The organism is Variovorax sp. LARHSF232, from assembly GCF_052871435.1.
This window is the reverse complement of sequence record NZ_JBIXJS010000001.1, coordinates 823,886-845,252: the sequence shown is the minus strand read 5'-3', so window position 1 is coordinate 845,252 and position 21,367 is coordinate 823,886. Positions and strand designations below refer to the sequence as shown.

At 66.9% G+C, this 21,367-nt stretch carries 16 protein-coding genes and 3 tRNA genes; 12 read left to right on the top strand and 7 right to left on the bottom strand.

The window, feature by feature from the left end; all coding sequences use genetic code 11:
- The gene (locus tag ACIPRI_RS03980) at nt 1-729 is read left to right on the top strand and encodes an HAD family hydrolase (protein ID WP_446588714.1); all 729 of its coding nucleotides are present in this window, start codon (nt 1-3) and stop codon (nt 727-729) included.
- Nucleotides 730-732: 3 nt separating this feature from the next.
- On the opposite strand, the gene ACIPRI_RS03975 is transcribed toward ACIPRI_RS03980, so the two are convergent.
- From ACIPRI_RS03975 to ACIPRI_RS03960, 4 genes are all read right to left on the bottom strand, one after another.
- Nucleotides 733-1,269, bottom strand: coding sequence for a hypothetical protein (locus ACIPRI_RS03975; protein ID WP_446588712.1), 537 nt, complete (start codon nt 1,267-1,269; stop codon nt 733-735).
- A complete protein-coding gene (locus ACIPRI_RS03970; RefSeq protein ID WP_446588710.1) occupies nt 1,269-1,955 on the bottom strand; it encodes a C39 family peptidase in 687 nt (228 codons plus the stop codon). The genes ACIPRI_RS03975 and ACIPRI_RS03970 overlap by 1 nt, the downstream gene beginning before the upstream one ends.
- A 6-nt stretch (nt 1,956-1,961) precedes the next feature.
- Nucleotides 1,962-2,309, bottom strand: a complete 348-nt coding sequence (locus ACIPRI_RS03965) for a hypothetical protein (RefSeq protein WP_446588708.1) — start codon at nt 2,307-2,309, stop codon at nt 1,962-1,964.
- 62 nt (nt 2,310-2,371) lie between these two features.
- The gene (locus ACIPRI_RS03960; RefSeq protein WP_446588706.1) at nt 2,372-3,700 is read right to left on the bottom strand and encodes a hypothetical protein; all 1,329 of its coding nucleotides are present in this window, start codon (nt 3,698-3,700) and stop codon (nt 2,372-2,374) included.
- Nucleotides 3,701-4,267: 567 nt separating this feature from the next.
- Here ACIPRI_RS03960 and ACIPRI_RS03955 point away from each other — a divergent pair.
- Together ACIPRI_RS03955 and ACIPRI_RS03950 are read left to right on the top strand one after the other, a co-directional pair.
- Complete coding sequence (locus ACIPRI_RS03955; RefSeq protein ID WP_446588704.1) at nt 4,268-5,653, top strand: transporter; 1,386 nt, start codon at nt 4,268-4,270, stop codon at nt 5,651-5,653.
- A gap of 10 nt (nt 5,654-5,663) precedes the next feature.
- The gene (locus ACIPRI_RS03950) at nt 5,664-7,094 is read left to right on the top strand and encodes a sigma-54 interaction domain-containing protein (protein WP_446588702.1); all 1,431 of its coding nucleotides are present in this window, start codon (nt 5,664-5,666) and stop codon (nt 7,092-7,094) included.
- Here ACIPRI_RS03950 and hpnE read toward each other — a convergent pair.
- Genes hpnE through hpnC form a run of 3 tightly spaced genes read right to left on the bottom strand, consistent with a single transcriptional unit; the run spans nt 7,010 to nt 9,997 of the window.
- Complete coding sequence (gene hpnE, locus ACIPRI_RS03945) at nt 7,010-8,272, bottom strand: hydroxysqualene dehydroxylase HpnE (RefSeq protein ID WP_446588700.1); 1,263 nt, start codon at nt 8,270-8,272, stop codon at nt 7,010-7,012. The two genes, ACIPRI_RS03950 and hpnE, sit on opposite strands and share 85 nt — an antisense overlap.
- A gap of 13 nt (nt 8,273-8,285) precedes the next feature.
- On the bottom strand, nt 8,286-9,131 hold the full coding sequence (gene hpnD / locus ACIPRI_RS03940; protein WP_446588698.1) for a presqualene diphosphate synthase HpnD: 846 nt from the start codon (nt 9,129-9,131) through the stop codon (nt 8,286-8,288).
- A complete protein-coding gene (gene hpnC / locus ACIPRI_RS03935; protein WP_446620373.1) occupies nt 9,128-9,997 on the bottom strand; it encodes a squalene synthase HpnC in 870 nt (289 codons plus the stop codon). The genes hpnD and hpnC overlap by 4 nt, the downstream gene beginning before the upstream one ends.
- A gap of 182 nt (nt 9,998-10,179) precedes the next feature.
- Between hpnC and ACIPRI_RS03930 the strand changes: the two genes are divergently transcribed.
- The 9 genes from ACIPRI_RS03930 (at nt 10,180) to ACIPRI_RS03890 (ending at nt 21,099) form a co-directional block, all read left to right on the top strand.
- Complete coding sequence (locus ACIPRI_RS03930) at nt 10,180-11,340, top strand: efflux RND transporter periplasmic adaptor subunit (protein WP_446588696.1); 1,161 nt, start codon at nt 10,180-10,182, stop codon at nt 11,338-11,340.
- A 13-nt stretch (nt 11,341-11,353) separates the two neighbouring features.
- Nucleotides 11,354-14,524: an efflux RND transporter permease subunit gene (locus ACIPRI_RS03925; RefSeq protein WP_446588694.1), complete on the top strand. Its 3,171-nt coding sequence runs from the start codon at nt 11,354-11,356 to the stop codon at nt 14,522-14,524.
- Nucleotides 14,525-14,633: 109 nt separating this feature from the next.
- A tRNA-Leu gene (locus ACIPRI_RS03920) sits at nt 14,634-14,720 on the top strand.
- Between the two features lie 32 nt (nt 14,721-14,752).
- Nucleotides 14,753-16,069, top strand: a complete 1,317-nt coding sequence (gene tig / locus ACIPRI_RS03915; protein ID WP_446588692.1) for a trigger factor — start codon at nt 14,753-14,755, stop codon at nt 16,067-16,069.
- A 184-nt stretch (nt 16,070-16,253) separates the two neighbouring features.
- Nucleotides 16,254-16,862, top strand: a complete 609-nt coding sequence (gene clpP / locus ACIPRI_RS03910) for an ATP-dependent Clp endopeptidase proteolytic subunit ClpP (RefSeq protein WP_446588690.1) — start codon at nt 16,254-16,256, stop codon at nt 16,860-16,862.
- 125 nt (nt 16,863-16,987) lie between these two features.
- Nucleotides 16,988-18,253 carry an ATP-dependent Clp protease ATP-binding subunit ClpX gene (gene clpX / locus ACIPRI_RS03905; protein WP_446588688.1) on the top strand — a complete coding sequence of 422 codons (1,266 nt, stop codon included), beginning with the start codon at nt 16,988-16,990 and terminating at the stop codon, nt 18,251-18,253.
- 127 nt (nt 18,254-18,380) lie between these two features.
- Complete coding sequence (lon, locus tag ACIPRI_RS03900) at nt 18,381-20,822, top strand: endopeptidase La (protein WP_446588686.1); 2,442 nt, start codon at nt 18,381-18,383, stop codon at nt 20,820-20,822.
- Nucleotides 20,823-20,892: 70 nt separating this feature from the next.
- Nucleotides 20,893-20,968, top strand: a tRNA-Gly gene (locus ACIPRI_RS03895).
- A 57-nt stretch (nt 20,969-21,025) separates the two neighbouring features.
- A tRNA-Cys gene (locus ACIPRI_RS03890) sits at nt 21,026-21,099 on the top strand.
- The last annotated feature ends 268 nt before the right edge of the window (nt 21,100-21,367 follow it).

The following is a 21,367-nucleotide window of genomic DNA, read 5'->3' as shown; positions in this document are numbered from 1 at the left end:
ATGACTTTTCAGCAGGAAGCCACGTCCCAGGGGCTCGAGGTGGCGCGCATCGCCGCCATCACGCTCGACCTGGACGACACCCTTTGGCCGATCTGGCCCACCATCGAACGCGCCGAGCGCGTCTTGCACGCATGGCTTGTACGCGAAGCACCGCGCACCGCCGATCTGCTCATCACGCCCGGCGTGCTGCGCGAGCTGCGCGAGGCCACCGAACGGGAGCGCTCCGACCTCGCGCACGACATGAGCGCGCTGCGCCGCGAATCGATCCGATCCGCCTTGACGCGCGCAGGCGAAGATCCCGCCTTGGCCGATCCGGCCTTCGATGCTTTCTTTGCCGAACGCCAGCGCGTCACCCTGTACGAGGACGCGCTGCCCGCCCTGCAATGGCTCAGTGCCCGCTATCCGCTGGTGGCCGTCTCCAACGGCAATGCCGACATCCATCTGACGGGCGTCGGCCCCTGGTTCCGCGGCGCCTTCAGCGCGCGGGGCTTTGGCAGCGGCAAGCCGCAGGCACCGATCTTCCATGCCGCGGCCGCCTCGCTGGGCCTTGCGCCGGATCAGGTGCTGCACGTGGGCGACGACGCCGCGCTCGATGTGCTGGGCGCCCTCAACGCCGGCATGCAGGCGGCCTGGCTGGTGCGCGACGAGCGGGCCTGGGAGCACGAGGCACAACAGCCGCAGCTGATCGTGCCGGACCTGCACGCCCTGTGCGTGGCGCTTGGCCACTGATCGTCAGCGTCCGCCGACGGCGCGTGCGATGCCCTCGTTCAGGGTGGCGGCCGTGTTGAGGTCCTTCAACAGGCTCATGCCGTTGGTCTGCGCATTGATCACCGTGTGATTGGCGATGCGCTGGTTGCTCAGCGTGTTCTGGATCACCACGCCGCCGAGGCCGCCCAGCGGGCCTTCCACCGTGTTGCCAGGACCGTTCTGCACCAGGTTCAGCGTATTGAGCTGGCGGCTCAGCTCGGTGGCCTGCGCGGCGGTGATCTTGTCGAGCTGGCCGAAGTTGAGCGTGGTCTGCGCCGCGAGCTCGCCGTTGATGTAGACCGCGCGCGTGATGCCGAAGCTCACCAGCAGGCCGGCGCCCAGGTCGAAGCCGCCGCGCTGCGAATCGAGCGTGTGGTCGCTCACGGCCATCCAGGTTTCCTCGGTACGCGCGAGCGGTTTGCCTGGCGCGTCCGCCTGGGCTTGCTGCGCGAAGGCGAGGGCGGCCAGCACTGCGAGCACTGGCGGGAAGCCATGCGCAAGTCGGCGGGCCGGCGCGGGCATCAGAAATCTCCAGGGCCCATCTTGGGCATGGTGAAGTCGCTCATGCTGCCGCGCGAGATGCCTTCGCCCAGCGGCGCGCGCGGCACGACGCGCCATTCGGCGGCGACGTTGAAGCGGGCGCGCTCCATCTGGTTGTGGATCACGAACAGCAGGCTGTTCTGCCAGCGCGCCTCGAAGTCGCGGCGCGACAGGATGCGGGTGCCGCGCGCCGGATCGCCCAGCAGCACGCGATCCGCCGAGACGCCCTTGACCACGACGAAGTGGTGGTAGCCGCTTTCGTTGATGAGCACGATGGCGGGAACGCGTGCTTCGTTGAGCTTGTCCAGCGGCAGCTGGAAGCCATCCGCCTCGAAGCCGCGCGCCTCCAGGAAGCGCTTCATGTCCAGGAGCGAGAAGCCTTCCTTGTGGATCTTGGCCTGGTTGCCGGTGCTGTACATCTCCTGGAACACCGTCTCTTCGCTGACCGGCATGCCGTAGTGATGCGTCAGCAAGGTGGCCAATGCCGCCGAGCCGCAGCTGAAGTCGTATTTCTGGATCAGCGTGGTGCGGGTGCGCGCCTGCTTCATGCTCGTGATCGGCAGGACGTAGTCGCCCCCGCCCATGCTGGGCATGTAGGCCTGCTGGGCGGCCACCGGAGTGGCCGCCGCGGCAAGCAGAAGCAGGGCGCGACAGAGCAATCGACGCATGATCGGTCAGTCCATCTGCACGTTGAGGATCACCGCGTTCTGGATCAGCACGTTGGCACCCGAGTTCTGGATCACGATCGGCAGCCCGCTCATGTTGGCGAACGCGCCGGTGCCGATGCTGTTCGTTCCCGTCGTGACCTCGTAGGCCGAGTTGTCCGCGGTCACACCGTCCAGCGCCATGTTGTTGCGCACCTGCGCACCGCCCCGGAAGCCGGACAGCGTGTCGGCGTCCACCGGTTGGGCGAACAGGCTGGCCGCAGGCCCGCCGGGTTCCACGGTTTGAGCGACCGCAGGCGCCGCGCAGACGAGCGCACAACCGGCGCACGCGAGTAGCAGTCGTTGGGCAGCTTTCATGGCGTCTCCCATGTTGTTGAGCCGGGCACGACCAGCGATCGTGCCCAGGCTTGCAAGGCGCCTTACGGCCCGCCGACCGTCAGGTTGGCCTGCACGTTGACGCTTTGCTGAACCAGCGAGGCAAAGCCGCTGTTCTGGTTCGCCAGCATCACACCGGCCGCTGACTGGCCGACGCTGGTCATGGTGTTGGACATGTTGAAGGTGCCGGCATCGACGGTAATGGTTCCGCCTGCGCCGCCCGTGCCACCTTGTCCTGCACCACCCGTGCCGCCCTGGCCGGTGTTGGTTCCGCCATTGCCGGCGCCGCCTGCACCACCGGTGCCATTGCCGCCGTTGCCGCCGTTGCCGGCGGTGTTGTCGCCGTTGGTGGCGCTGCCATTGGTGGCGCTGCCGTTGGTGGCCGAGCCGCCCGCGCCGCCGGTGCCTGCGCCCGCGGTATGCGTGCCGCCTGCGCCGCCCGTGGCCGTGCCGCCGGCACCGCCCGCACCACCTGCGCCACCGGTGTTGGTGCCGCCTGCGCCGCCAGCCCCTCCAGCACCAGCGGTATTCGTACCACCCGCGCCACCGGCCGCGCCTGCGCCGCCGGTATTCGTACCGCCCGCGCCGCCGGCGCCGCCGGCACCCGTGACACCGCCACCTTCGCCGATATTGCCGGAACGCCCACCGCGACCGCCGCGTGCGAAGCCGGCGTCACCGCCGCCTCCGCCGCCGCCGGCATTGGCGTTGCCGGTGCTGCCGCCGTCGTTACCACCGCCGCCGCTGGCGCCAAGCGCCGAGCCGCCGCGGGCGCCGCTATCGCCGTTGGCCGTGGCGCGTCCGCCGTTGCTGTCGCCGCTGGACCTGCCGCCGCGTCCGTTGCCGCCGTAGCCGGCCGTCGCGCTGCCATTGGTGGCGCTGCCGTTGGTGGCATCGCCGTTGGATGCGGAGCCGCCGTCGGCGCCGACCGCGCCGTTGCCAGTGCCGCCGTTGCCGCCCGTGGCGCTGCCCGTTGCTGTGCCGCCCCTGCCGGTGCCGCCGGTGCCGCCATAGCCCTTGCCGCCGGCCGCGGAGCCGGTGTTGTAGGCCGAGTTGCCGATGTAGGCGACGTTGTTGCCGGTCACCGTGCCGTTCAGCGTGCTGTTGGCCACCACGCGCGTGCTGTTGAAGGCATTGGTGAAGGTGCCGGTCGAGCCGTTGTTGAGCGCTGCCGAGCGCGCCGCGTTGGCATTGGCATCCCCCGTGTCGTTCCGGGTCCTGGTCACGGTCTTGGTAATCGTGGGCGTCACCGTGATCGTGGTCGTGTCCGTTGATGTGTTCGTGCCGCCGTCGCCGCTTGTCTGGTCATTTGCGGTGGCGAATGCCATCCCGCTGAAGGCCATGGCGAGAGCAGACGCTAAGAGTGTCTTTTTCATGAAGGCTCCAGGTTGGTTGATGAAACGCAAAGACAAGCGATCGACTTGCACGTGCGCAAATCGACCGTCGCGCTCTGCAACTTCGGGGCCAGTGCGTCGTGCTTGTGTGTGCGTTCGCTTCGGCACCGAGGAACGGCGCGGGTTGCGCACTGTCGGGTCCGTTGCCGCGCAGGGCCGGCGCCCGCAACGCAAGGGCTTTCGTGCTCGCATCTGTCACGCCTGCTAGACGCTGTTCACAGCACGCACACCTCGTTTGCAATGCGTTGCAGCCGCACGGGCGGCCTCGGCTGGCTTGGTGGCGGTGGCGTGACTGTCACGCCGGCGTGACAGCCGCGTCGGCTCCGCGCTCCTCTCTTTTGTGGAGGCGCCAACGACGCACCATCGGCGTGTCAAGCCGGGGATCGGGACGGAGCGCAAAAACGCTGATGCACCACATCTGAGACAGTGACCCTGTTGGCTGAAGGTTGATTACCTTTGTTTGCAAATTGTGTCTTGCCTGTTTTCGGAAGTAACGCGTACGCTGCCGCACCCAAAGATCGAACCAAGAAACGGGGTCGCGAGGGGGCCATGCAGACATCTCACCGGTGCAGGTTGCGCGTGCTCGTGCTGTGCTCGGCGCTGGCATGCCTGGGCGAGGCCGTGCAAGCCCAAAGCCAGGCGCAGAGCCAGAGCGGACGCAATGCCGTGCCGACGGCCAGGCGGGTCGATACGCTGCAGCGCCAGGTGGAGGCGCAAGGCCAGCAGATCGAGGCGCTGCGCAGCCAATTGGCCGAGCAGGAAGCGCGCTTTCGCGAGATGCAGGAGCGGCTGACGCAATCCCAATCCCAATCGCAAGAGGTTCGGCAGGAGGCGCGCAAGCCGGCGGTCCGGCCACCCGGCACGCCGGTGCCCGATGCGGGTGGCGCCGCCACCGCGGCCAGCGCGGCGGTGGCCGCAGAGAGTGCCGAGGCCGGCGAGCGGCCGGTTCAGGTGGGCGTGGCGCCGGCCGCGCAGGAAGTGGCGCCGCCGATGGCGCAGATCTTCGATGAGCCCAGCATCCTCACGCCGCCCGGGCGCTTCGTGTTCGAGCCTTCCTTCCAGTACAGCTACTCGTCCAACGACCGCGTGGCGCTGGTGGGCTACACCGTCATCCCGGCCATCCTGATCGGCCTGATCGACGTGCGCGAAGTCAAGCGCAACACGCTGGTGCCGGCGCTCACCGGGCGCTGGGGCGTGGGCAGCAAGACGGAGCTGGAGCTGAAGGTGCCTTATGTGATCCGCTCCGACTCCACCGTCAGCCGCGAGATCTTCACCGGCGCCTCGGTCGACAACGTGTTCAACACCAAGGGCAATGGGATTGGCGACGTGGAAGTGGCCATGCGCTACCAGCTCTTCAGCGCCAAGGAGAACTGGCCTTACCTGGTGGGCGGCCTGCGCTTCAAGTCGCGCACCGGCAAGGACCCCTTCGAGGTGGTGACCGACTGCGTCAACCGCTGCCTGGGCAACACCACCGGCACCGGACTGCCGCTGGATGTGCCCACCGGCTCGGGCTTCTATTCGCTGCAGCCCAGCCTGACCTGGCTCTTTCCCACCGATCCGGCGGTCTTCTTCGGCGGGCTGAGCTACACCTACAACTTCGAGCGCGACGACGTCAGCCGGCTGGTGCTCAACAACCAGCAGGAGATGCTGGGCAGCATCAAGCCGGGCGATGTCTGGGGCATGAATTTCGGCATGGGCCTGTCGATCAACGAGCGTTCGTCTTTCAGCATGGGCGTGGAGCTCTATTCGATCGGGCCGACCGAGCAAAACGGCCAGACGGTGCGCGGCTCGGTGCGCACGCAGCTCGCGTCGCTGCTGCTGGGCTACTCGTTCCGGCTCACCGACAAGACCAACATCAATGTCTCGGTGGGTGCCGGACTGACGCGCGACACCCCCGATCTCACCTTGACCGTCCGCGTCCCGATGTCCTTCTAGCGGGGTATGCATGATGCCGCCGCTTGAAGTCCTGTGCCTGACCTTGGATGGGGACGCGGGCGCCGCCGCCGCCCAGCTGGTGGCGCACGACTGGGCCGTGACCCATGCCCATACCGTGCCGGCCGCGCAGCGCATGCTGGCGCACGGCAACTTTCACGTGGGGCTCATGATCGCCGGCGCCACGCTGGGCGTTCCAGCCGCTTCCGTCGAGTCGCTGGTGCATGCGTCCGACGCCACCGAATGGGTGGCGCTGTGCGAGGCGCAGGCCCTGGAGTCGCCCGAGTTTCGCGACCTGGTGCTCGACTGCTTCTTCGACCAGCAGGTGCTGCCGGTGGACTGGAATGGCTTGGCAGTGATGCTGGCGCATGCGCAGCAGCGTGCCTTGCTGCGCCAGCGCCGGCGCAGCGAGACGCGCAGCCACGACGCGCTGGGCATGGTGGGGCAGGGCACGGTGATCGCGCGCTTGCGCGCCGAGATCCGCAAGGTGGCCAGCACCGACGCACCGGTGCTGATCGGCGGCGAAAGCGGCAGCGGCAAGGAGCTGGCGGCCCGCGCCATCCACCAGTGCTCGCAACGCGCGGCCGGGCCCTTCGTGGTGGTGAACTGCGGGGCCATCGCGCCCAGCCTGATCCATTCCGAGCTGTTCGGCCACGAGCGCGGTGCCTTCACCGGCGCATCGTCGGACCGGCGCGGGCTGATCGAGGCGGCCAACGGCGGCACCCTCTTCCTGGACGAGATCGGCGATTTGCCGCTGGACCTGCAGACCAACCTGCTGCGCTTCCTGCAGGAGAAAACCATCATCCGCGTCGGCGCGGTGCGCAACCTGAAAGTCGACGTGCGGGTGGTGGCCGCCTCGCATGTGGACCTGGCCGAGGCGGTGGCGGTGGGGCGTTTTCGCGAGGATCTCTTCTACCGGCTCAACGTGCTGTCGATCGACGTGCAGCCGCTGCGCCGGCGCATGGAAGACGTGCCGGTGCTGGCCGAACACTTCTTCCAGCGCTGCGCCGCCACCAGCCGCACGCGCGCCCGCGGCTTCAGCCGGCAGTCGATGGAGGCCATGCAGGCGCACAGCTGGCCGGGCAATGTGCGCGAGCTCTACAACCGGGTGCAGCGCGCGGTGGTGATGACCGACCGGCGCCTGATCGCGCCGGCCGATCTGGGCCTGTCGATGGCAGACAACGCAATCGGGGTGGCGCTCAACACCGCCCGCATCACGGCCGAGCGCGACATCATCTGCCTGACGCTGAACCGGGTTGGCCGCAACATCACCCATGCGGCGCGCGAACTGGGCGTGTCGCGCATGACGCTGTACCGCCTGATGGACAAGCACAGCATCACGTCGGACGAACCCTCGCGTCAGCCGGCCCCGAGCTGGAATGCGGCGCCGGCGCCGCTGCGGATCGCGCCTTCCAGGGTGGCCGGGTACGGCCCTTCCACGTAGTCGCCGCAGGCCATGAGGCCGGGCGCGATCTGCGCGGGCGGACGCACCAGGCCGGGCGTGCAGGCAAAGGTGGCGCGTTTTTCCACCACCGTCTGCAGCACGCGCAAGCCCGTCTCGCCCAGTTGTTTGGCGGCCTGCGCCAGCACCTGCGCCTGCAGTCCATCGCGCTCGGTGGCACTGGCGCTCACCACGAAGGCCAGCAGGCCGGCCGGGCCGCCCAGCTGCTCGCGGTCGAACACGAACTGCGCCGGCGCATCCGGTCCGTTGCGCAGTGCCAGCATGGGCGCGGCCAGCCGGCGCGACGCGCCTTGGGCGTAGACGGTGGCAATGGCTTCGTAGCGCAAGCCTTCGGCCGCATCCAGCCAGGGGCCTGCTTCGATGCCGGCGCCGCGCACCAGGCGCGCCGCATCCCAGGGCGCGCAGGCCAGCACGACGCGCTCGAAGGGCTCGTCATCCAGTTGCCAGTGCGCGCCCACGCGTTCGAGCGACTGCACGCGGCAGCCGGTACGCAGTTGCGCGCCGTGGCGTTGCAGCCAGGCAGCGGCGGCGTCCGGCAGCAGGCGGCCGAGATCGACGCGCGGCAGCAGCAGGTCGGCGCCGCCGCGCTCAGCGGAAAACAGAGCGTCGCGCAGCACCCGCAAAAAGACCTGCCCGCTGGATTGCGCCACCGGCGTGTTGAGTGCGGAAACGCACAGCGGCTCGACCAACTCCTGCATCACGCGCGGCGTCAGGCCGGCACACAGTTCCGCCACCGAGGCGCTCGGCGCGCACTGGAAGCCGGCGCGGCGCCAACCCAGTGCCGTGCGCAGCAGCGAGGCCTTGTCGCGCCAGTTCCAGCCGCGTGCCGCCAGGATGCCGACGGCCAGGTCCAGCGGCGCCGGCAGCCGCGGCAGGGCCAGTCCGCCGCCGTCGGCAAAGCGCAGTTGCAAGGGTGTGCGCAACAGCGCCGCCTGCGGCTCCACGTTCAGCGAGCGCATCAGTTCCAGCGTGGCGCTGTAGGCGCCGATGAGGATGTGCTGGCCGTTGTCGAGCGCAAGCCCGTTCTCGCCATCGACCCGGCGAGCCCGCCCGCCGAGGGTGCGCGCGGCTTCGAACAGCGTGACGCGATGTCCGGCGCGCGCCGCATGCACAGCGCAGGCCAGGCCGGCCCAGCCGGCGCCGACCACCGCAATCCTCATGTTCGCGCGCTCGTCACAGCCTGCCCAGGGCCTGCACGCGCCACGCCAGCCACAGCTTGCGCAAAGGCGTGAGGCTGACGCGCTGGTTCAAGACCTGGAACTGGTCGCCTTCGATCTCGCGCAGCAGGGTGCGGTAGATGCTGGCCATCATCAGCCCCGGCTTCTGGCTGCGCCGGTCGGTGGCCGGCAGCAGGGCCAAGGCCTCGTCGTAGCAGCGGTGCGCGCGCTCGGCCTGGTAGCGCATCAGCGCCACGAAGCGGTCCGAATGCACGCGGTTGAGGATCTCGTGGGCCTTCACGTCGAACTGCTGCAGCTCGTTCACCGGCAGGTAGATGCGGCCGCGCAGCGCGTCTTCGCCGACATCGCGGATCACGTTGGTGAGCTGCAGCGCCAGGCCCAGCTTGTGCGCGTACTCGGTGGTGGCCGTCTCGCTCTGGCCGAAGATGCGCGCCGCCACTTCGCCCACCACGCCGGCCACCAGGTGGCAGTAGCGCGCCAGGCCCGGGAAGTCGAGGTAGCGGGTTTGCTCCAGGTCCATCTGGCAGCCGCGGATGACTTCCTGCAGCTGGCGTTCCTCGATGCCGAAGGGCTGCACGTGCGGCATCAGCGCCTGCATCACCGGATGGTGCGGCTGGCCGGCAAAGGCCTGCGCCACTTCGGCTTGCCACCAGGCCAGCTTGGTGGCGGCAATGCCGGGGTCGCTGACTTCGTCCACCACGTCATCCACTTCGCGGCAGAAGGCATAGAAGGCGGTGATCGCGGCGCGGCGCGGTTTGGGCAAAAACAGAAAGGCGTAATAGAAGCTGCTGCCGGAGGCCGCGGCCTTGTCCTGTACGTATTGTTCTGGGGTCGTCGTCATGAAGGCTGCGATTGTCGACGCATTCGCAGCGCCCGCCAGGCCAGGCGCGGGGCATCCGTCTTGCCGACGGTGGGGCGCCGCGCGAAGCTGTCGAAATGCATCGCCTCCAGCTTGTCGAGGATGGCCAGGCCGCCTTGCACCACCAGCCGCAGCTCCCAGCCGGCGCGGCCGGGCAGGCGATGCACCAGCGGGGCGCCGCGCAGCATCAGCGCGCGGGTCCAGGCGCACTCGGCGGCCACCAGCGCCAGCGCGGCGGGTGGCGCCGGCATGCCCGCCAGCGGCTGGAAGCGGGAGAAATCCTCGCGCGCCAGGTGATGCGCGGCGCAATCCGAGAGCGGCAGGTAAAAGCGCGATCGCGGCAGGTCCAGGCTGAGGTCCTGCCAGAAGTTGATGAGCTGCAGCGCGCTGCAGATGGCGTCGCTTTGCGCCAGCGCATCGGCTTCATGCACGCCATAAAGATGCAGCAGCAGGCGGCCCACCGGGCTGGCCGAACGGGCGCAGTAGTCCAGCAATTCGGCACGGTCGGCGTAAGCGGCGCGCGCGCGCGTCTTCTCGATGTCCTGGGCAAAGGCCGAGAGCAGGTCGGCCAGCAGCCGTTCCGGCAGCGCGAACCGGGCGATGGCCGCGGCCAGCGGGCCGAATACCTGCGGCCATTGCGAGGAGCAGGGCTGGCCGCGCGCCGCCAGCGCCAGGTCGGCGCGAAAGGCGCCCAGCTGCGCCAGGCGCTCGCTGGGGCTGGCATCGCCTTCGTCCGCGATGTCGTCGGCAGTGCGGGCAAAGGCATAGATCGCCGCGATGGGCGGGCGCAGATGCGGCGGGCACAGCCAGGAGGCGACCGGGAAGTTCTCGTAGTGCTGTCCGGCCACGGCAGGCGCGGCGGCGAAAGTGGAGGGGGAAGTTGGGGAAACCGGCACGCGCGGATTGTCGGGCACCGCGCTGCCGGGCTCGGCGGCCGCGCATTCGCGTTGACATGAATTCACGTTTACCCTAAATTACTAACCGCCCGGTCATTAATGACCCTTTTCACTTCCCAGCTTCAGGTGTCTTCATGACTGTGCCCATCGCTCCAGCCATTTCGTTCCGCACCCTGGGCGCCGCGCTCCTCGTGGCCGCCAGCCTGGCCGCCTGCAAGGAGGCGCCGCAGCCGGCCGAGCCGATCCGCGCGGTGAAAGTGATGGAGGTGGGCAGCGGCTCCTATGGAAGCACCCTGGAATTTGCCGGCGAAGTGAAGGCGCGCGTGGAAAGCCGGCTCGGCTTTCGCGTGGCCGGCAAGATCACCCGGCGCCAGGCCGAGGTGGGCCAGCACGTGGAACCCGGCACGGTGCTGGCGCAACTCGATCCCAAGGACTACCAGCTGGCCGCCGACGCTGCCCGTGCCCAGGCGGCCGCGGCGCAGACGAGCCGCGATCTGGCGGCGGCCGACCTGCAGCGCTACCAGGGGCTGCGGGCCCAGAACTTCATCAGCGAAGCGGAGCTGCAGCGGCGCGAAAGCACCTTCAAGTCGGCGCAGGCGCAGCTGGAACAGGCGCAGGCCCAGGTCGCCTCGCAGGGCAACCAGGCGCGCTATGCCAACCTGGTGGCCGACGTGGCGGGCGTGGTCACGGCCGTGGAGGCCGAGCCGGGCCAGGTGGTGTCGGCCGGGACGCCCGTGGTGCGCATCGCCAACGACGGCGCGCGCGACGTGGTGTTCGCGGTGCCGGAAGACCGGGCCTCGCTCATCAAGCCGGGCTCGCCGGTGCTGATCCGCAGCTGGGCCGAGAACAACGGCCACACGCTGGACGGCACGGTGCGCGAAGTGGCGGCTGCGGCCGACGCCGTGACCCGGACCTACACCGTGAAGGTGGCCATCGATGCCGCCAAGTCGCCGCCGCTGGGCGCCACTGTCTACGCGCAGCCCAAGGCGCTGTCGCTGGCGGGCGCCCAGGTGCTCAAGCTGCCGACCAGCGCGCTGCGCCGCGAAGGGCAGGGCACGGCCGTCTGGGTGCTCGACAAGACCAGCATGACGGTGCGCTCGCAGGCGGTGCAGGTGGCCACGGCCGACGGCAACGAGGCGGTCATCGCCGCCGGCATCACGCCCGGCATGCTGGTCGTATCGGCCGGGGTGCACGTGCTGTCGCCCGGGCAGAAGGTGACGATCTACCACGACAAATACAGCAAGGCCTCCACGGCCCCAGCCGCCGCCGTCGCCGCCAAGGCCGAGCAACGCTGAAGAGGGCGCCCGCATGACGTCCCCCACCAACACCGGTTCGACCGGCGCAGCCGGCGAGGAGCCGCGCAAGCGCGGCTTCAATCTTTCCAAGTGGGCGCTCGACCATGCGCCGCTGACGCGCTACCTGATGGTGGTGCTGATGCTGCTGGGCTTTGCCTCGTACTTCCAACTGGGGCAGGACGAAGACCCGCCCTTCACCTTCCGCGCCATGGTGGTCCGCACCTACTGGCCGGGCGCCACCGCGCAGCAGGTGGCCGAGCAGGTGACCGACAAGATCGAGCGCACGCTGCAGGAGGTGCCGTACGCCGACATCATCCGCAGCTACTCCAAGCCGGGCGAGTCGCAGATCATCTTTCAGATCAAGGACAACTCGAAGCCCGGCGAGGTGGCCGACGTCTGGTACACGGTGCGCAAGAAAGTGGGCGACATCCGCGGCACCTTGCCCGGCGGCATCCAGGGGCCGTTTTTCAACGACGAGTTCGGCGACGTCTACGGCGTGATCTATGCGCTGGAGGCCGACGGCTTCTCGCCGGCCGAGGTCAAGGCCATGGCCGACGACGCGCGCCAGCAGCTGCTCCGCGTGAAGGACGTGGCCAAGGTCGAGCAGTTCGGCGTGCAGGACGAGAAGCTCTACATCGAGGTCTCGCAAAAGCGCCTGGCCCAGCTGGGCCTGGACTTCAACGCCGTGCTGGCCCAGCTGGGCTCGCAGAACGCGGTGGAAAGCGCGGGCAACATCCAGTCGCCGCAGGACGTGGTGCAGGTGCGCGTGGCCGGCCAGTTCACCGAGGTGGAGCAACTGCGTGCCATGCCGATCCGGGGCAGCTCGGGCAACCAGCTGCGCCTCTCCGACATCGCCGAAGTCCGGCGCGGCTACGTCGATCCGCCCGCGGTCAAGGTGCGCCACCAGGGCCGCGAGGTGATCATGCTGGGCGTCGCCATGACCAAGGGCGGCGACATCATCGCGCTGGGCGAGTCGCTGCGCGGCGCCACCGACGAGATCGGCCGGCGCCTGCCCGCGGGCATGAAGCTGGCGCAGGTGCAGGACCAGCCGGTGGCGGTGTCTACCTCGGTCAACGAGTTCGTGAAGGTGCTGATCGAGGCCATCGCCATCGTGCTGGCGGTGAGCTTCATTGCGCTGGGCCTGCACAAGGGCGGGCGGCTGGGCTGGTATGTGGACGTGCGGCCCGGGCTGGTGGTGGCGATCACCATTCCGCTGGTGCTGGCCGTCACCTTCCTGGCGATGAACTACTTTGGCGTCGGCCTGCACAAGATCTCGCTGGGCTCGCTCATCATCGCGCTGGGCCTGCTGGTGGACGACGCCATCATTGCGGTCGAGATGATGGTGCGCAAGATGGAGGAGGGCTACGACAAGGCGCGTGCCGCCACCTTCGCCTACGAGGTCACGGCCAAGCCCATGCTCACCGGCACGCTCATCACCGCGGCCGGCTTCCTGCCGATCGGCCTGGCCAGGTCGACGGTGGGCGAGTACACCTTTGCGATTTTCTTCGTCACCGTGATCGCCCTGGTGCTGTCGTGGATCGTCTCGGTGTATTTCGTGCCCTACCTGGGCACCCTGCTGCTCAAGGTGAAGCCGCACGACCCGGATGCGCCGCCGCACGAGCTGTTCGACACACCCTTCTACAACGCCTTCCGGCGCACGGTGAACTGGTGCGTGGCGCACCGCTGGCTGACCATCGGCGCCACCTTGCTGATCTTTGCCGTGGGCATCGTCGGCATGGGCAAGGTGCAGCAGCAGTTCTTCCCCGATTCGAGCCGCCCGGAGATCCTGATGGACGTCTGGTTCCCGGAAGGCACCTCCTTCGCCGCCAACGAAGAAGTCACCAAGCGCCTCGAGCAGCGCCTGATGCGCGAGGAGGGCGTGAAGACCGTGAGCACCTGGGTCGGTTCCGGCGTGCCGCGCTTCTACCTGCCGCTGGACCAGGTGTTTCCGCAGACCAACGTGTCGCAGCTCATCGTGCTGGCCAAGGACCTGAAGGAGCGCGAACGGCTGCGCGTGGCCTTCCCGGCGCTGCTGGCCGAGGAGTTTCCCGAGGTGCGCGGCCGCGTGAAGCTGCTGCCCAACGGCCCGCCGGTGGCCTATCCGGTGCAGTTCCGCGTGGTCGGTACCGATCCGGCCCTGCTGCGCACCTACGCCGACGAGGTGAAGGCGCAGATGCGCGAGAACCCCAACATGCGCGGGGTCAACGACAACTGGAACGAATCGGTCAAGGTGATCCGGCTCGAGGTCGACCAGGCCAAGGCGCGAACGCTGGGCGTGAGCAGCCAGGCCATCGCCCAGGCGTCGCGCACCATGTTCAGCGGCACCAACGTGGGCCAGTTCCGCGAGAACGACAAGCTGATCGACATCGTGCTGCGCCAGTCGCCGGACGAGCGCGAATCGATCTCCGACATCGGCAACGCCTACCTGCCGACGGCCTCCGGCCGATCCATTCCGCTGTCGCAGATCGCCAAGCCGGTGTTCGGCTGGGAGCCCGGCGTGATGTGGCGCGAAGGGCGCAACTATGCGATCACGGTGCAGGGCGACATCGTCGAAGGCATGCAGGGCGCCACCGTCACCGACCAGCTGCTGCCCTCGCTGCGCAAGCTCGAGGCCAAGTGGCAGGACAACGGCGGCGCCGGCTACATGATCCAGGTGGCAGGCGCGGTGGAGGAGAGCAGCAAGGGCTCTTCTTCCATCGTGGCTGGCGTGCCGATCATGCTGTTCATCATCTTCACGCTGTTGATGCTGCAGCTGCACAGCTTCAGCCGGGCCATGCTGGTGTTCATCACCGGGCCGCTGGGCATTGCCGGCGTGGCGGGGGCCTTGATGCTGTCGAACCGGCCTTTCGGTTTCGTGGCCTTGCTGGGCGTGATCGCGCTGGGTGGCATGATCCAGCGCAACTCGGTGATCCTGATCGACCAGATCGAGATGGACCGCGCGGCCGGCGTGCCGGCCTGGGACGCGATCGTCGAATCGGCGGTGCGGCGGCTGCGGCCGATCGTGCTGACGGCGGCGGCCGCGGTGTTGGCCATGGTGCCGCTGTCGCGCAGCGTGTTCTGGGGGCCCATGGCCGTCTCCATCATGGGCGGCCTGGTGGTGGCCACCGTGCTCACGCTGCTGGCGCTGCCGGCCATGTACGCGGCCTGGTTCCGGGTCAAACGCGAACCGAAGGCGATGGCGTAAAGCGACCCGGAAAGTAGCGCCCCCAAAGCCGATTAAAATACGCGGTTGCCAATTTCGCGGGCGGCTTTTTTCAAGAAGGCGGCTCGCACCTGAAGAATTTTCTGTAACGGCGCGGGTGGCGAAATTGGTAGACGCACCAGGTTTAGGTCCTGACGCTCGCAAGAGCGTGCCGGTTCGAGTCCGGCCCCGCGCACCAGCACAGAACACCCCTCACAAGGAAAAAGCCAAATGACCGTGAACGTTGAAACCCTCGAGAAGCTGGAACGCAAGATCACGCTGACGCTGCCCGTCGGCGTCATCCAATCCGAAGTGGATTCGCGCCTGAAGAAGCTGGCGCGCACCGTGAAGATGGACGGCTTCCGTCCCGGCAAGGTGCCGATGAACGTCGTGGCCCAGCGCTATGGCTACTCGGTGCACTACGAGGTGATGAACGACAAGGTCGGCGAAGCCTTCTCGCAGGCCGCCAACGAGGCCAAGCTGCGCGTGGCCGGCCAGCCGCGCATTACCGAGAAGGAAGAAGCGCCCGAGGGCGAGATGGCTTTCGACGCCGTCTTCGAAGTGTTCCCGGACGTCAAGATCAACGACCTGGCCAACGCCACGGTCGAGAAGGTCGCTGCCTCCGTGAGCGACGAAGCCATCGACAAGACCATCGAGATCCTGCGCAAGCAGCGCCGCACCTTCGCCCAGCGTCCCGCCGACGCGCAGGCGCAGGACAACGACCGCGTCACCGTCGACTTCGAAGGCAAGATCGACGGCGAGCCCTTCCAGGGCGGCAAGGCCGACGACTTCCAGTTCATCGTGGGCGAAGGCCAGATGCTCAAGGAATTCGAAGACGCCGTGCGCGGCCTGAAGGTCGGCGACAGCCGCACCTTCCCGCTGTCCTTCCCGGCCGACTACCACGGCAAGGACGTCGCCGGCAAGCAGGCCGACTTCATGGTCACCGTGAAGAAGCTGGAAGCTTCCAACCTGCCGGAAGTCAACGAGCAGCTGGCCAAGTCGCTGGGCATCGCCGACGCCACGGTGGAAGGCCTGCGCGCCGACATCAAGAAGAACCTGGAGCGCGAAGTCAAGTTCCGCCTGCTGGCGCGCAACAAGAACGCCGTGATGGACGCCTTGATGGCCAACGCCGAGCTGGATCTGCCCAAGGCCAGCGTGCAGTCGGAAATCCAGCGCATGGTGGAAAGCGCCCGCGCCGAGCTGAAGCAGCGCGGCATCAAGGACGCCGACAAGGCCCCGATCCCCGAAGACGTGTTCCGTCCCCAGGCCGAGCGCCGCGTGCGCCTGGGCCTGGTGGTGGCCGAGCTGGTGCGTGCCAACGACCTGTCGGCCAAGCTCGAGCAGATCAAGGCCCACGTGGACGAACTGGCTGCCAGCTACGAGAAGCCGGCCGACGTGGTGCGCTGGTACTTCAGCGATGCCCGCCGCCTGGGCGAGGTCGAGGCCGTGGTGATCGAGAACAATGTCACCGACTTCGTGCTGGGCAAGGCCAAGGTCACTGAAAAGGCCGTGTCCTTCGACGAACTGATGGCGCAGCAGCAGGGCTGAACTGGCGCCCCCACGCTTGCCACTTCGTGTGCTGCGCTGCCCCCCGAGGGGGATCGAGCTTGCTTGGGGCGGCCCGGCGCAGCGCTCGCCTAGCCTGTCCCTGATCCGGCATGGGGCTTGTGCTTTGCCGCACGAGCCCCATTTCGTTTGAGTACAGTACACATCTCATCCGGAGAGCAAATACATGAGCGCACAGGACATCCAAGGCCTCGGCATGGTTCCGATGGTCATCGAGCAGTCGGGCCGCGGCGAGCGGTCTTACGACATCTACTCACGCCTTCTCAAAGAACGCGTGATCTTCCTGGTCGGCGAGGTCAATGACCAGACCGCCAATCTGGTGGTGGCGCAATTGCTCTTCCTGGAGAGCGAGAACCCCGACAAGGACATTTCCTTCTACATCAACTCCCCGGGCGGCAGCGTCAGCGCCGGCATGGCGATCTACGACACCATGCAGTTCATCAAGCCGGACGTGTCCACCCTGTGCATCGGCTTTGCGGCCAGCATGGGCGCCTTCCTGCTGGCGGCCGGCGAGAAGGGCAAGCGCTTCTCGCTGCCCAACTCCAAGATCATGATCCACCAGGTGCTGGGCGGCGCCCGCGGCCAGGCCACCGACATCGAGATCCATGCCCGCGACATCCTGAAGACGCGCGAGCAGATGAACCGCATCCTGGCCGAGCGCACCGGTCAGCCGCTGGAAAAGATCGCGCGCGACACCGAGCGCGACTACTTCCTGAACGCCGACGAAGCCAAGGACTACGGCCTGGTCGACCAGGTCATTTCCAAGCGCGGCTGAGGGCCTTCAGCGGGCCCGGGCAAGGGCCCGGAGGCAGCGCCACGGCAAAGGCGGCGTTTTCCACACGGAGAACGCCGTTTTTGTTTCGTTATCATTGAGTTCAACCCGTTACGAGGCATCCGTCCATGGCCGACAAAAAAGGCTCTTCCAGCGAGAAAACGCTTTACTGCTCCTTTTGCGGCAAAAGCCAGCACGAGGTGAAAAAGCTCATCGCGGGGCCGTCGGTCTTCATTTGCGACGAGTGCATCGACCTGTGCAACGAAATCATTCGTGACGAGCTGCCGGCCGGCGAGGAAAACCGCGAGGCCAAGGGCGACCTGCCCACGCCGTCCGAGATCAAGACCAACCTCGACAACTACGTGATCGGCCAGGAACCGGCCAAGCGCATGCTGTCGGTGGCGGTGTACAACCACTACAAGCGCCTGAAGCACAAGGACAAGGCCAAGGGCGACGACGTCGAGCTGTCCAAGAGCAACATCCTCTTGATCGGCCCCACGGGCTCGGGCAAGACCTTGCTGGCCCAGACGCTGGCGCGCCAGCTCGATGTGCCTTTCGTGATGGCCGACGCCACCACCCTGACCGAAGCCGGCTATGTGGGCGAAGACGTCGAGAACATCATCCAGAAGCTGCTGCAAAGCTGCAACTACGAGGTCGAGCGCGCCCAGCGCGGCATCGTCTACATCGACGAGATCGACAAGATCTCGCGCAAGTCGGACAACCCCTCCATCACCCGCGACGTCTCGGGCGAGGGCGTGCAGCAGGCCTTGCTGAAACTGATCGAAGGCACCATGGCCAGCGTGCCGCCGCAGGGCGGGCGCAAGCACCCCAACCAGGATTTTCTGCAGATCGACACGACCAACATCCTGTTCATCTGCGGCGGCGCTTTTGCCGGCCTGGAGAAGGTGATCGAAAACCGCACCGAGGCCTCGGGCATCGGCTTCGGCGCCGCAGTGCGCAGCAAGAAGCAGCGTAGCCTGACCGACGTGTTCCGCGAAGTGGAGCCGGAAGACCTGATCAAGTTCGGCCTGATCCCCGAATTGGTGGGCCGCATGCCGGTCGTCGCCTCGCTGGCCGAGCTCTCCGAAGACGCCCTGGTGCAGATCCTGACCGAGCCGAAGAACGCGGTGGTCAAGCAGTTCATCAAGCTTCTGCAGATGGAAGGCGTGGACCTGGAAATCCGCCCGGCGGCGCTCAAGGCCATTGCTCGCAAGGCGCTGGCGCGCAAGACCGGCGCCCGCGGCCTGCGCTCCATTCTTGAACAGTCCCTGATCGACACCATGTTCGAACTTCCAAACATGAACAACGTCGAAAAGGTGGTTGTCGACGAATCAACGATCGACGAGAACAAGGCGCCGCTGCTCGTGTACCGCGAGGCGGCCAAGAAGGCCTAGTGGCCGACCAGATTCAGTTATTTGGCCACGCGCATTGCGCGCGTTTTCGGATGGGGTTTTCGCACGCACTTGAAATGCACGCGATTCCGACCATCTTTATTCTCACAACCCCTTGAGAAGGATTGCCATGTCCGGCCATACCCCTTTGCCATCCGATCCCGTCGACCTGCCGCTGCTGCCGCTGCGCGACGTGGTCGTATTCCCCCACATGGTCATCCCGCTGTTCGTGGGCCGGCCCAAGAGCATCAAGGCGCTGGAACTCGCCATGGAGGCCGAGCGGCGCATCATGCTGGTGGCGCAGAAAGCCGCGGCCAAGGACGAGCCCTCGGTGAACGACATGTTCGAGGTGGGCTGCGTCTCGACCATCCTGCAGATGCTCAAGCTGCCCGACGGTACCGTGAAGGTGCTGGTCGAAGGGCAGCAGCGCGCCCACGTCGACACCATCCACGACCACGAGAGCCATTTCACCGCCACCGTCACGCCCTCCGAGGCGGCTGACGGCGCCGCGCAGAAGGGCACCGAAGTCGAAGCGCTGCGCCGCGCGGTGATGCAGCAGTTCGACCAGTACGTCAAGCTCAACAAGAAGATCCCGCCGGAGATCCTCACCTCGATCTCCAGCATCGACGATGCCGGCCGCCTGGCCGACACCATCGCCGCGCACCTGCCGCTCAAGCTCGACAACAAGCAGGCGGTGCTCGACCTGGACGACGTCAAGGGCCGGCTGGAAAACCTGTTTGCCCAGCTCGAGCGCGAGGTCGACATCCTCAACGTCGACAAGAAGATCCGCGGCCGCGTCAAGCGCCAGATGGAAAAGAACCAGCGCGACTTCTACCTGAACGAACAGGTCAAGGCGATCCAGAAGGAGCTGGGCGAGGGCGAGGACGGCGCCGACATCGAGGAGATCGAGAAGAAGATCAAGCTCGCCAAGATGCCCAAGGAAGCGCTGAAGAAGGCGGAGGGCGAACTCAAGAAGCTCAAGCTGATGTCGCCCATGTCGGCCGAGGCCACCGTGGTGCGCAACTACATCGACGTGCTGATCGGCCTGCCCTGGAGCAAGAAGACCAAGATCAAGCACGACCTGGGGCACGCCGAAGACGTGCTCAACGAGGATCACTACGGCCTGGACAAGGTCAAGGACCGCATCCTCGAGTACCTCGCGGTGCAGCAGCGCGTGGACAAGGTGAAGGCGCCGATCCTGTGCCTGGTCGGCCCGCCCGGCGTGGGCAAGACCTCGCTCGGCCAGTCGGTGGCCAAGGCGACCGGGCGCAAGTACGTTCGCATGGCGCTGGGCGGCATGCGCGACGAAGCCGAGATCCGCGGCCACCGCCGCACCTACATCGGCGCGCTGCCGGGCAAGGTGCTGCAGAGCCTGAACAAGGTGGGCACGCGCAATCCGCTGTTCCTTTTGGACGAGATCGACAAGCTGGGCACCGATTTCCGCGGCGACCCGTCGAGCGCGCTTCTGGAGGTGCTGGACCCGGAGCAGAACCACACCTTCGGCGACCACTACGTCGAGGTCGACTTCGATCTGTCCGACGTGATGTTCGTCGCCACCTCCAACTCGATGAATATCCCGCCGGCCCTGCTGGACCGGATGGAAGTGATCCGCCTGTCGGGCTACACCGAGGACGAGAAGACGCACATCGCGCTGAAGTACCTGTTGCCCAAGCAACTGAAGAACAACGGCGTGAAAGAGGGTGAGTTGCTGGTCACCGAAGAAGCGGTGCGAGACATCGTGCGCTACTACACACGCGAAGCCGGCGTGCGCTCGCTCGAGCGCGAGCTCTCCAAGATCTGCCGCAAGGTGGTCAAGGGCATCCAGCTCAAGAAGATGGAGCCGCTGGTTACCGTCAACGGCGAGAACCTCAACGACTTCCTGGGCGTTCGCAAGTTCTCCTTCGGCCGTGCCGAGCAGCAGAACCAGGTGGGCCAGGTCGTCGGCCTGGCCTGGACCGAGGTGGGTGGCGACCTGCTCACCATCGAAGCCGTGACCATGCCCGGCAAGGGCGTCATCGCGCGCACCGGTTCGCTGGGCGACGTGATGAAGGAATCGGTCGAGGCCGCGCGCACCGTGGTGCGCAGCCGGGCACACCGCCTGGGCATCAAGGACGAGGTGTTCGAGAAGCGCGACATCCACATCCACGTGCCGGATGGCGCCACGCCCAAGGACGGCCCGAGCGCGGGCGCCGCGATGACCACCGCCTTCGTCTCGGCCCTGACCGGCATCCCGGTGCGCAGCGAAGTCGCCATGACCGGCGAGATCACATTGCGCGGCGAGGTGACGGCCATCGGCGGCCTGAAGGAAAAGCTGCTGGCCGCGCTGCGCGGCGGCATCAAGACCGTGCTGATCCCCGAAGAGAACGCCAAGGATCTGCAGGAGATCCCCGAGAACGTGAAGAACGGCCTGGAGATCATTCCGGTGAAGTGGATCGACAAGGTGCTGGAGATTGCGCTGGAGAAGCAGCCGGTGCCGCTGTCCGACGAAGAGGTGGCTGCTTCGCAGGCGGCCGTCGCGGAATTGGCCAAGCAGCGTGCGGGGCAGGCGAGCGAAGGCTCGATCAAGCACTAGCCTGACGGCGAAGATTTTTGCGGGCCTTGCGAACCAGCAAAAAACTACGCTATAATTTAAGGCTCGAAACGCGGGAATAGCTCAGTTGGTAGAGCGCAACCTTGCCAAGGTTGAGGTCGAGAGTTCGAGACTCTTTTCCCGCTCCAAATTTGAAAAAGGGAAAGCATTGCTTTCCCTTTTTTCTTGAAGGTGAGTAAAAAAGCGGCGCGTTAGCAAAGCGGTTATGCAACGGATTGCAAATCCGTCTAGTCCAGTTCGACTCTGGAACGCGCCTCCAAACTTCACGGCAAACAGCCCCGCAACCCATAGGTCGCGGGGCTGTTTTGTTTTGGGGTATCTTTGGGCTCCAGCGCATCACGTGATGCCCGAGTGGTGAAATCGGTAGACACAAGGGACTTAAACAATTTGAGCCTTCGGGGGGAAACGCCCGAAGTGAAGCCCGTCAAAGTCGGCGAAAGCCCTGGATGCCTCGCATCCGAGCCAACGCCGAGCCAAGCCCAAGCGCCACGGTTGGGAAGGTGTAGAGAGCAGACGGCGGGCACCTA

Coding starts and splice junctions, on each gene's coding strand:
- ACIPRI_RS03975 (WP_446588712.1), bottom strand. CDS start 1,269: ATGCCCGCGCCGGCCCGCCGACTTGCGCATGGCTTCCCGCCAGTGCTC.
- ACIPRI_RS03970 (WP_446588710.1), bottom strand. CDS start 1,955: ATGCGTCGATTGCTCTGTCGCGCCCTGCTTCTGCTTGCCGCGGCGGCC.
- hpnE (WP_446588700.1), bottom strand. CDS start 8,272: ATGAGGATTGCGGTGGTCGGCGCCGGCTGGGCCGGCCTGGCCTGCGCT.
- ACIPRI_RS03980 (WP_446588714.1), top strand. CDS start 1: ATGACTTTTCAGCAGGAAGCCACGTCCCAGGGGCTCGAGGTGGCGCGC.
- hpnD (WP_446588698.1), bottom strand. CDS start 9,131: ATGACGACGACCCCAGAACAATACGTACAGGACAAGGCCGCGGCCTCC.
- lon (WP_446588686.1), top strand. CDS start 18,381: ATGTCCGGCCATACCCCTTTGCCATCCGATCCCGTCGACCTGCCGCTG.
- clpX (WP_446588688.1), top strand. CDS start 16,988: ATGGCCGACAAAAAAGGCTCTTCCAGCGAGAAAACGCTTTACTGCTCC.
- tig (WP_446588692.1), top strand. CDS start 14,753: ATGACCGTGAACGTTGAAACCCTCGAGAAGCTGGAACGCAAGATCACG.
- ACIPRI_RS03955 (WP_446588704.1), top strand. CDS start 4,268: ATGCAGACATCTCACCGGTGCAGGTTGCGCGTGCTCGTGCTGTGCTCG.
- ACIPRI_RS03960 (WP_446588706.1), bottom strand. CDS start 3,700: ATGAAAAAGACACTCTTAGCGTCTGCTCTCGCCATGGCCTTCAGCGGG.
- ACIPRI_RS03965 (WP_446588708.1), bottom strand. CDS start 2,309: ATGAAAGCTGCCCAACGACTGCTACTCGCGTGCGCCGGTTGTGCGCTC.
- ACIPRI_RS03930 (WP_446588696.1), top strand. CDS start 10,180: ATGACTGTGCCCATCGCTCCAGCCATTTCGTTCCGCACCCTGGGCGCC.
- ACIPRI_RS03925 (WP_446588694.1), top strand. CDS start 11,354: ATGACGTCCCCCACCAACACCGGTTCGACCGGCGCAGCCGGCGAGGAG.
- ACIPRI_RS03950 (WP_446588702.1), top strand. CDS start 5,664: ATGATGCCGCCGCTTGAAGTCCTGTGCCTGACCTTGGATGGGGACGCG.
- clpP (WP_446588690.1), top strand. CDS start 16,254: ATGAGCGCACAGGACATCCAAGGCCTCGGCATGGTTCCGATGGTCATC.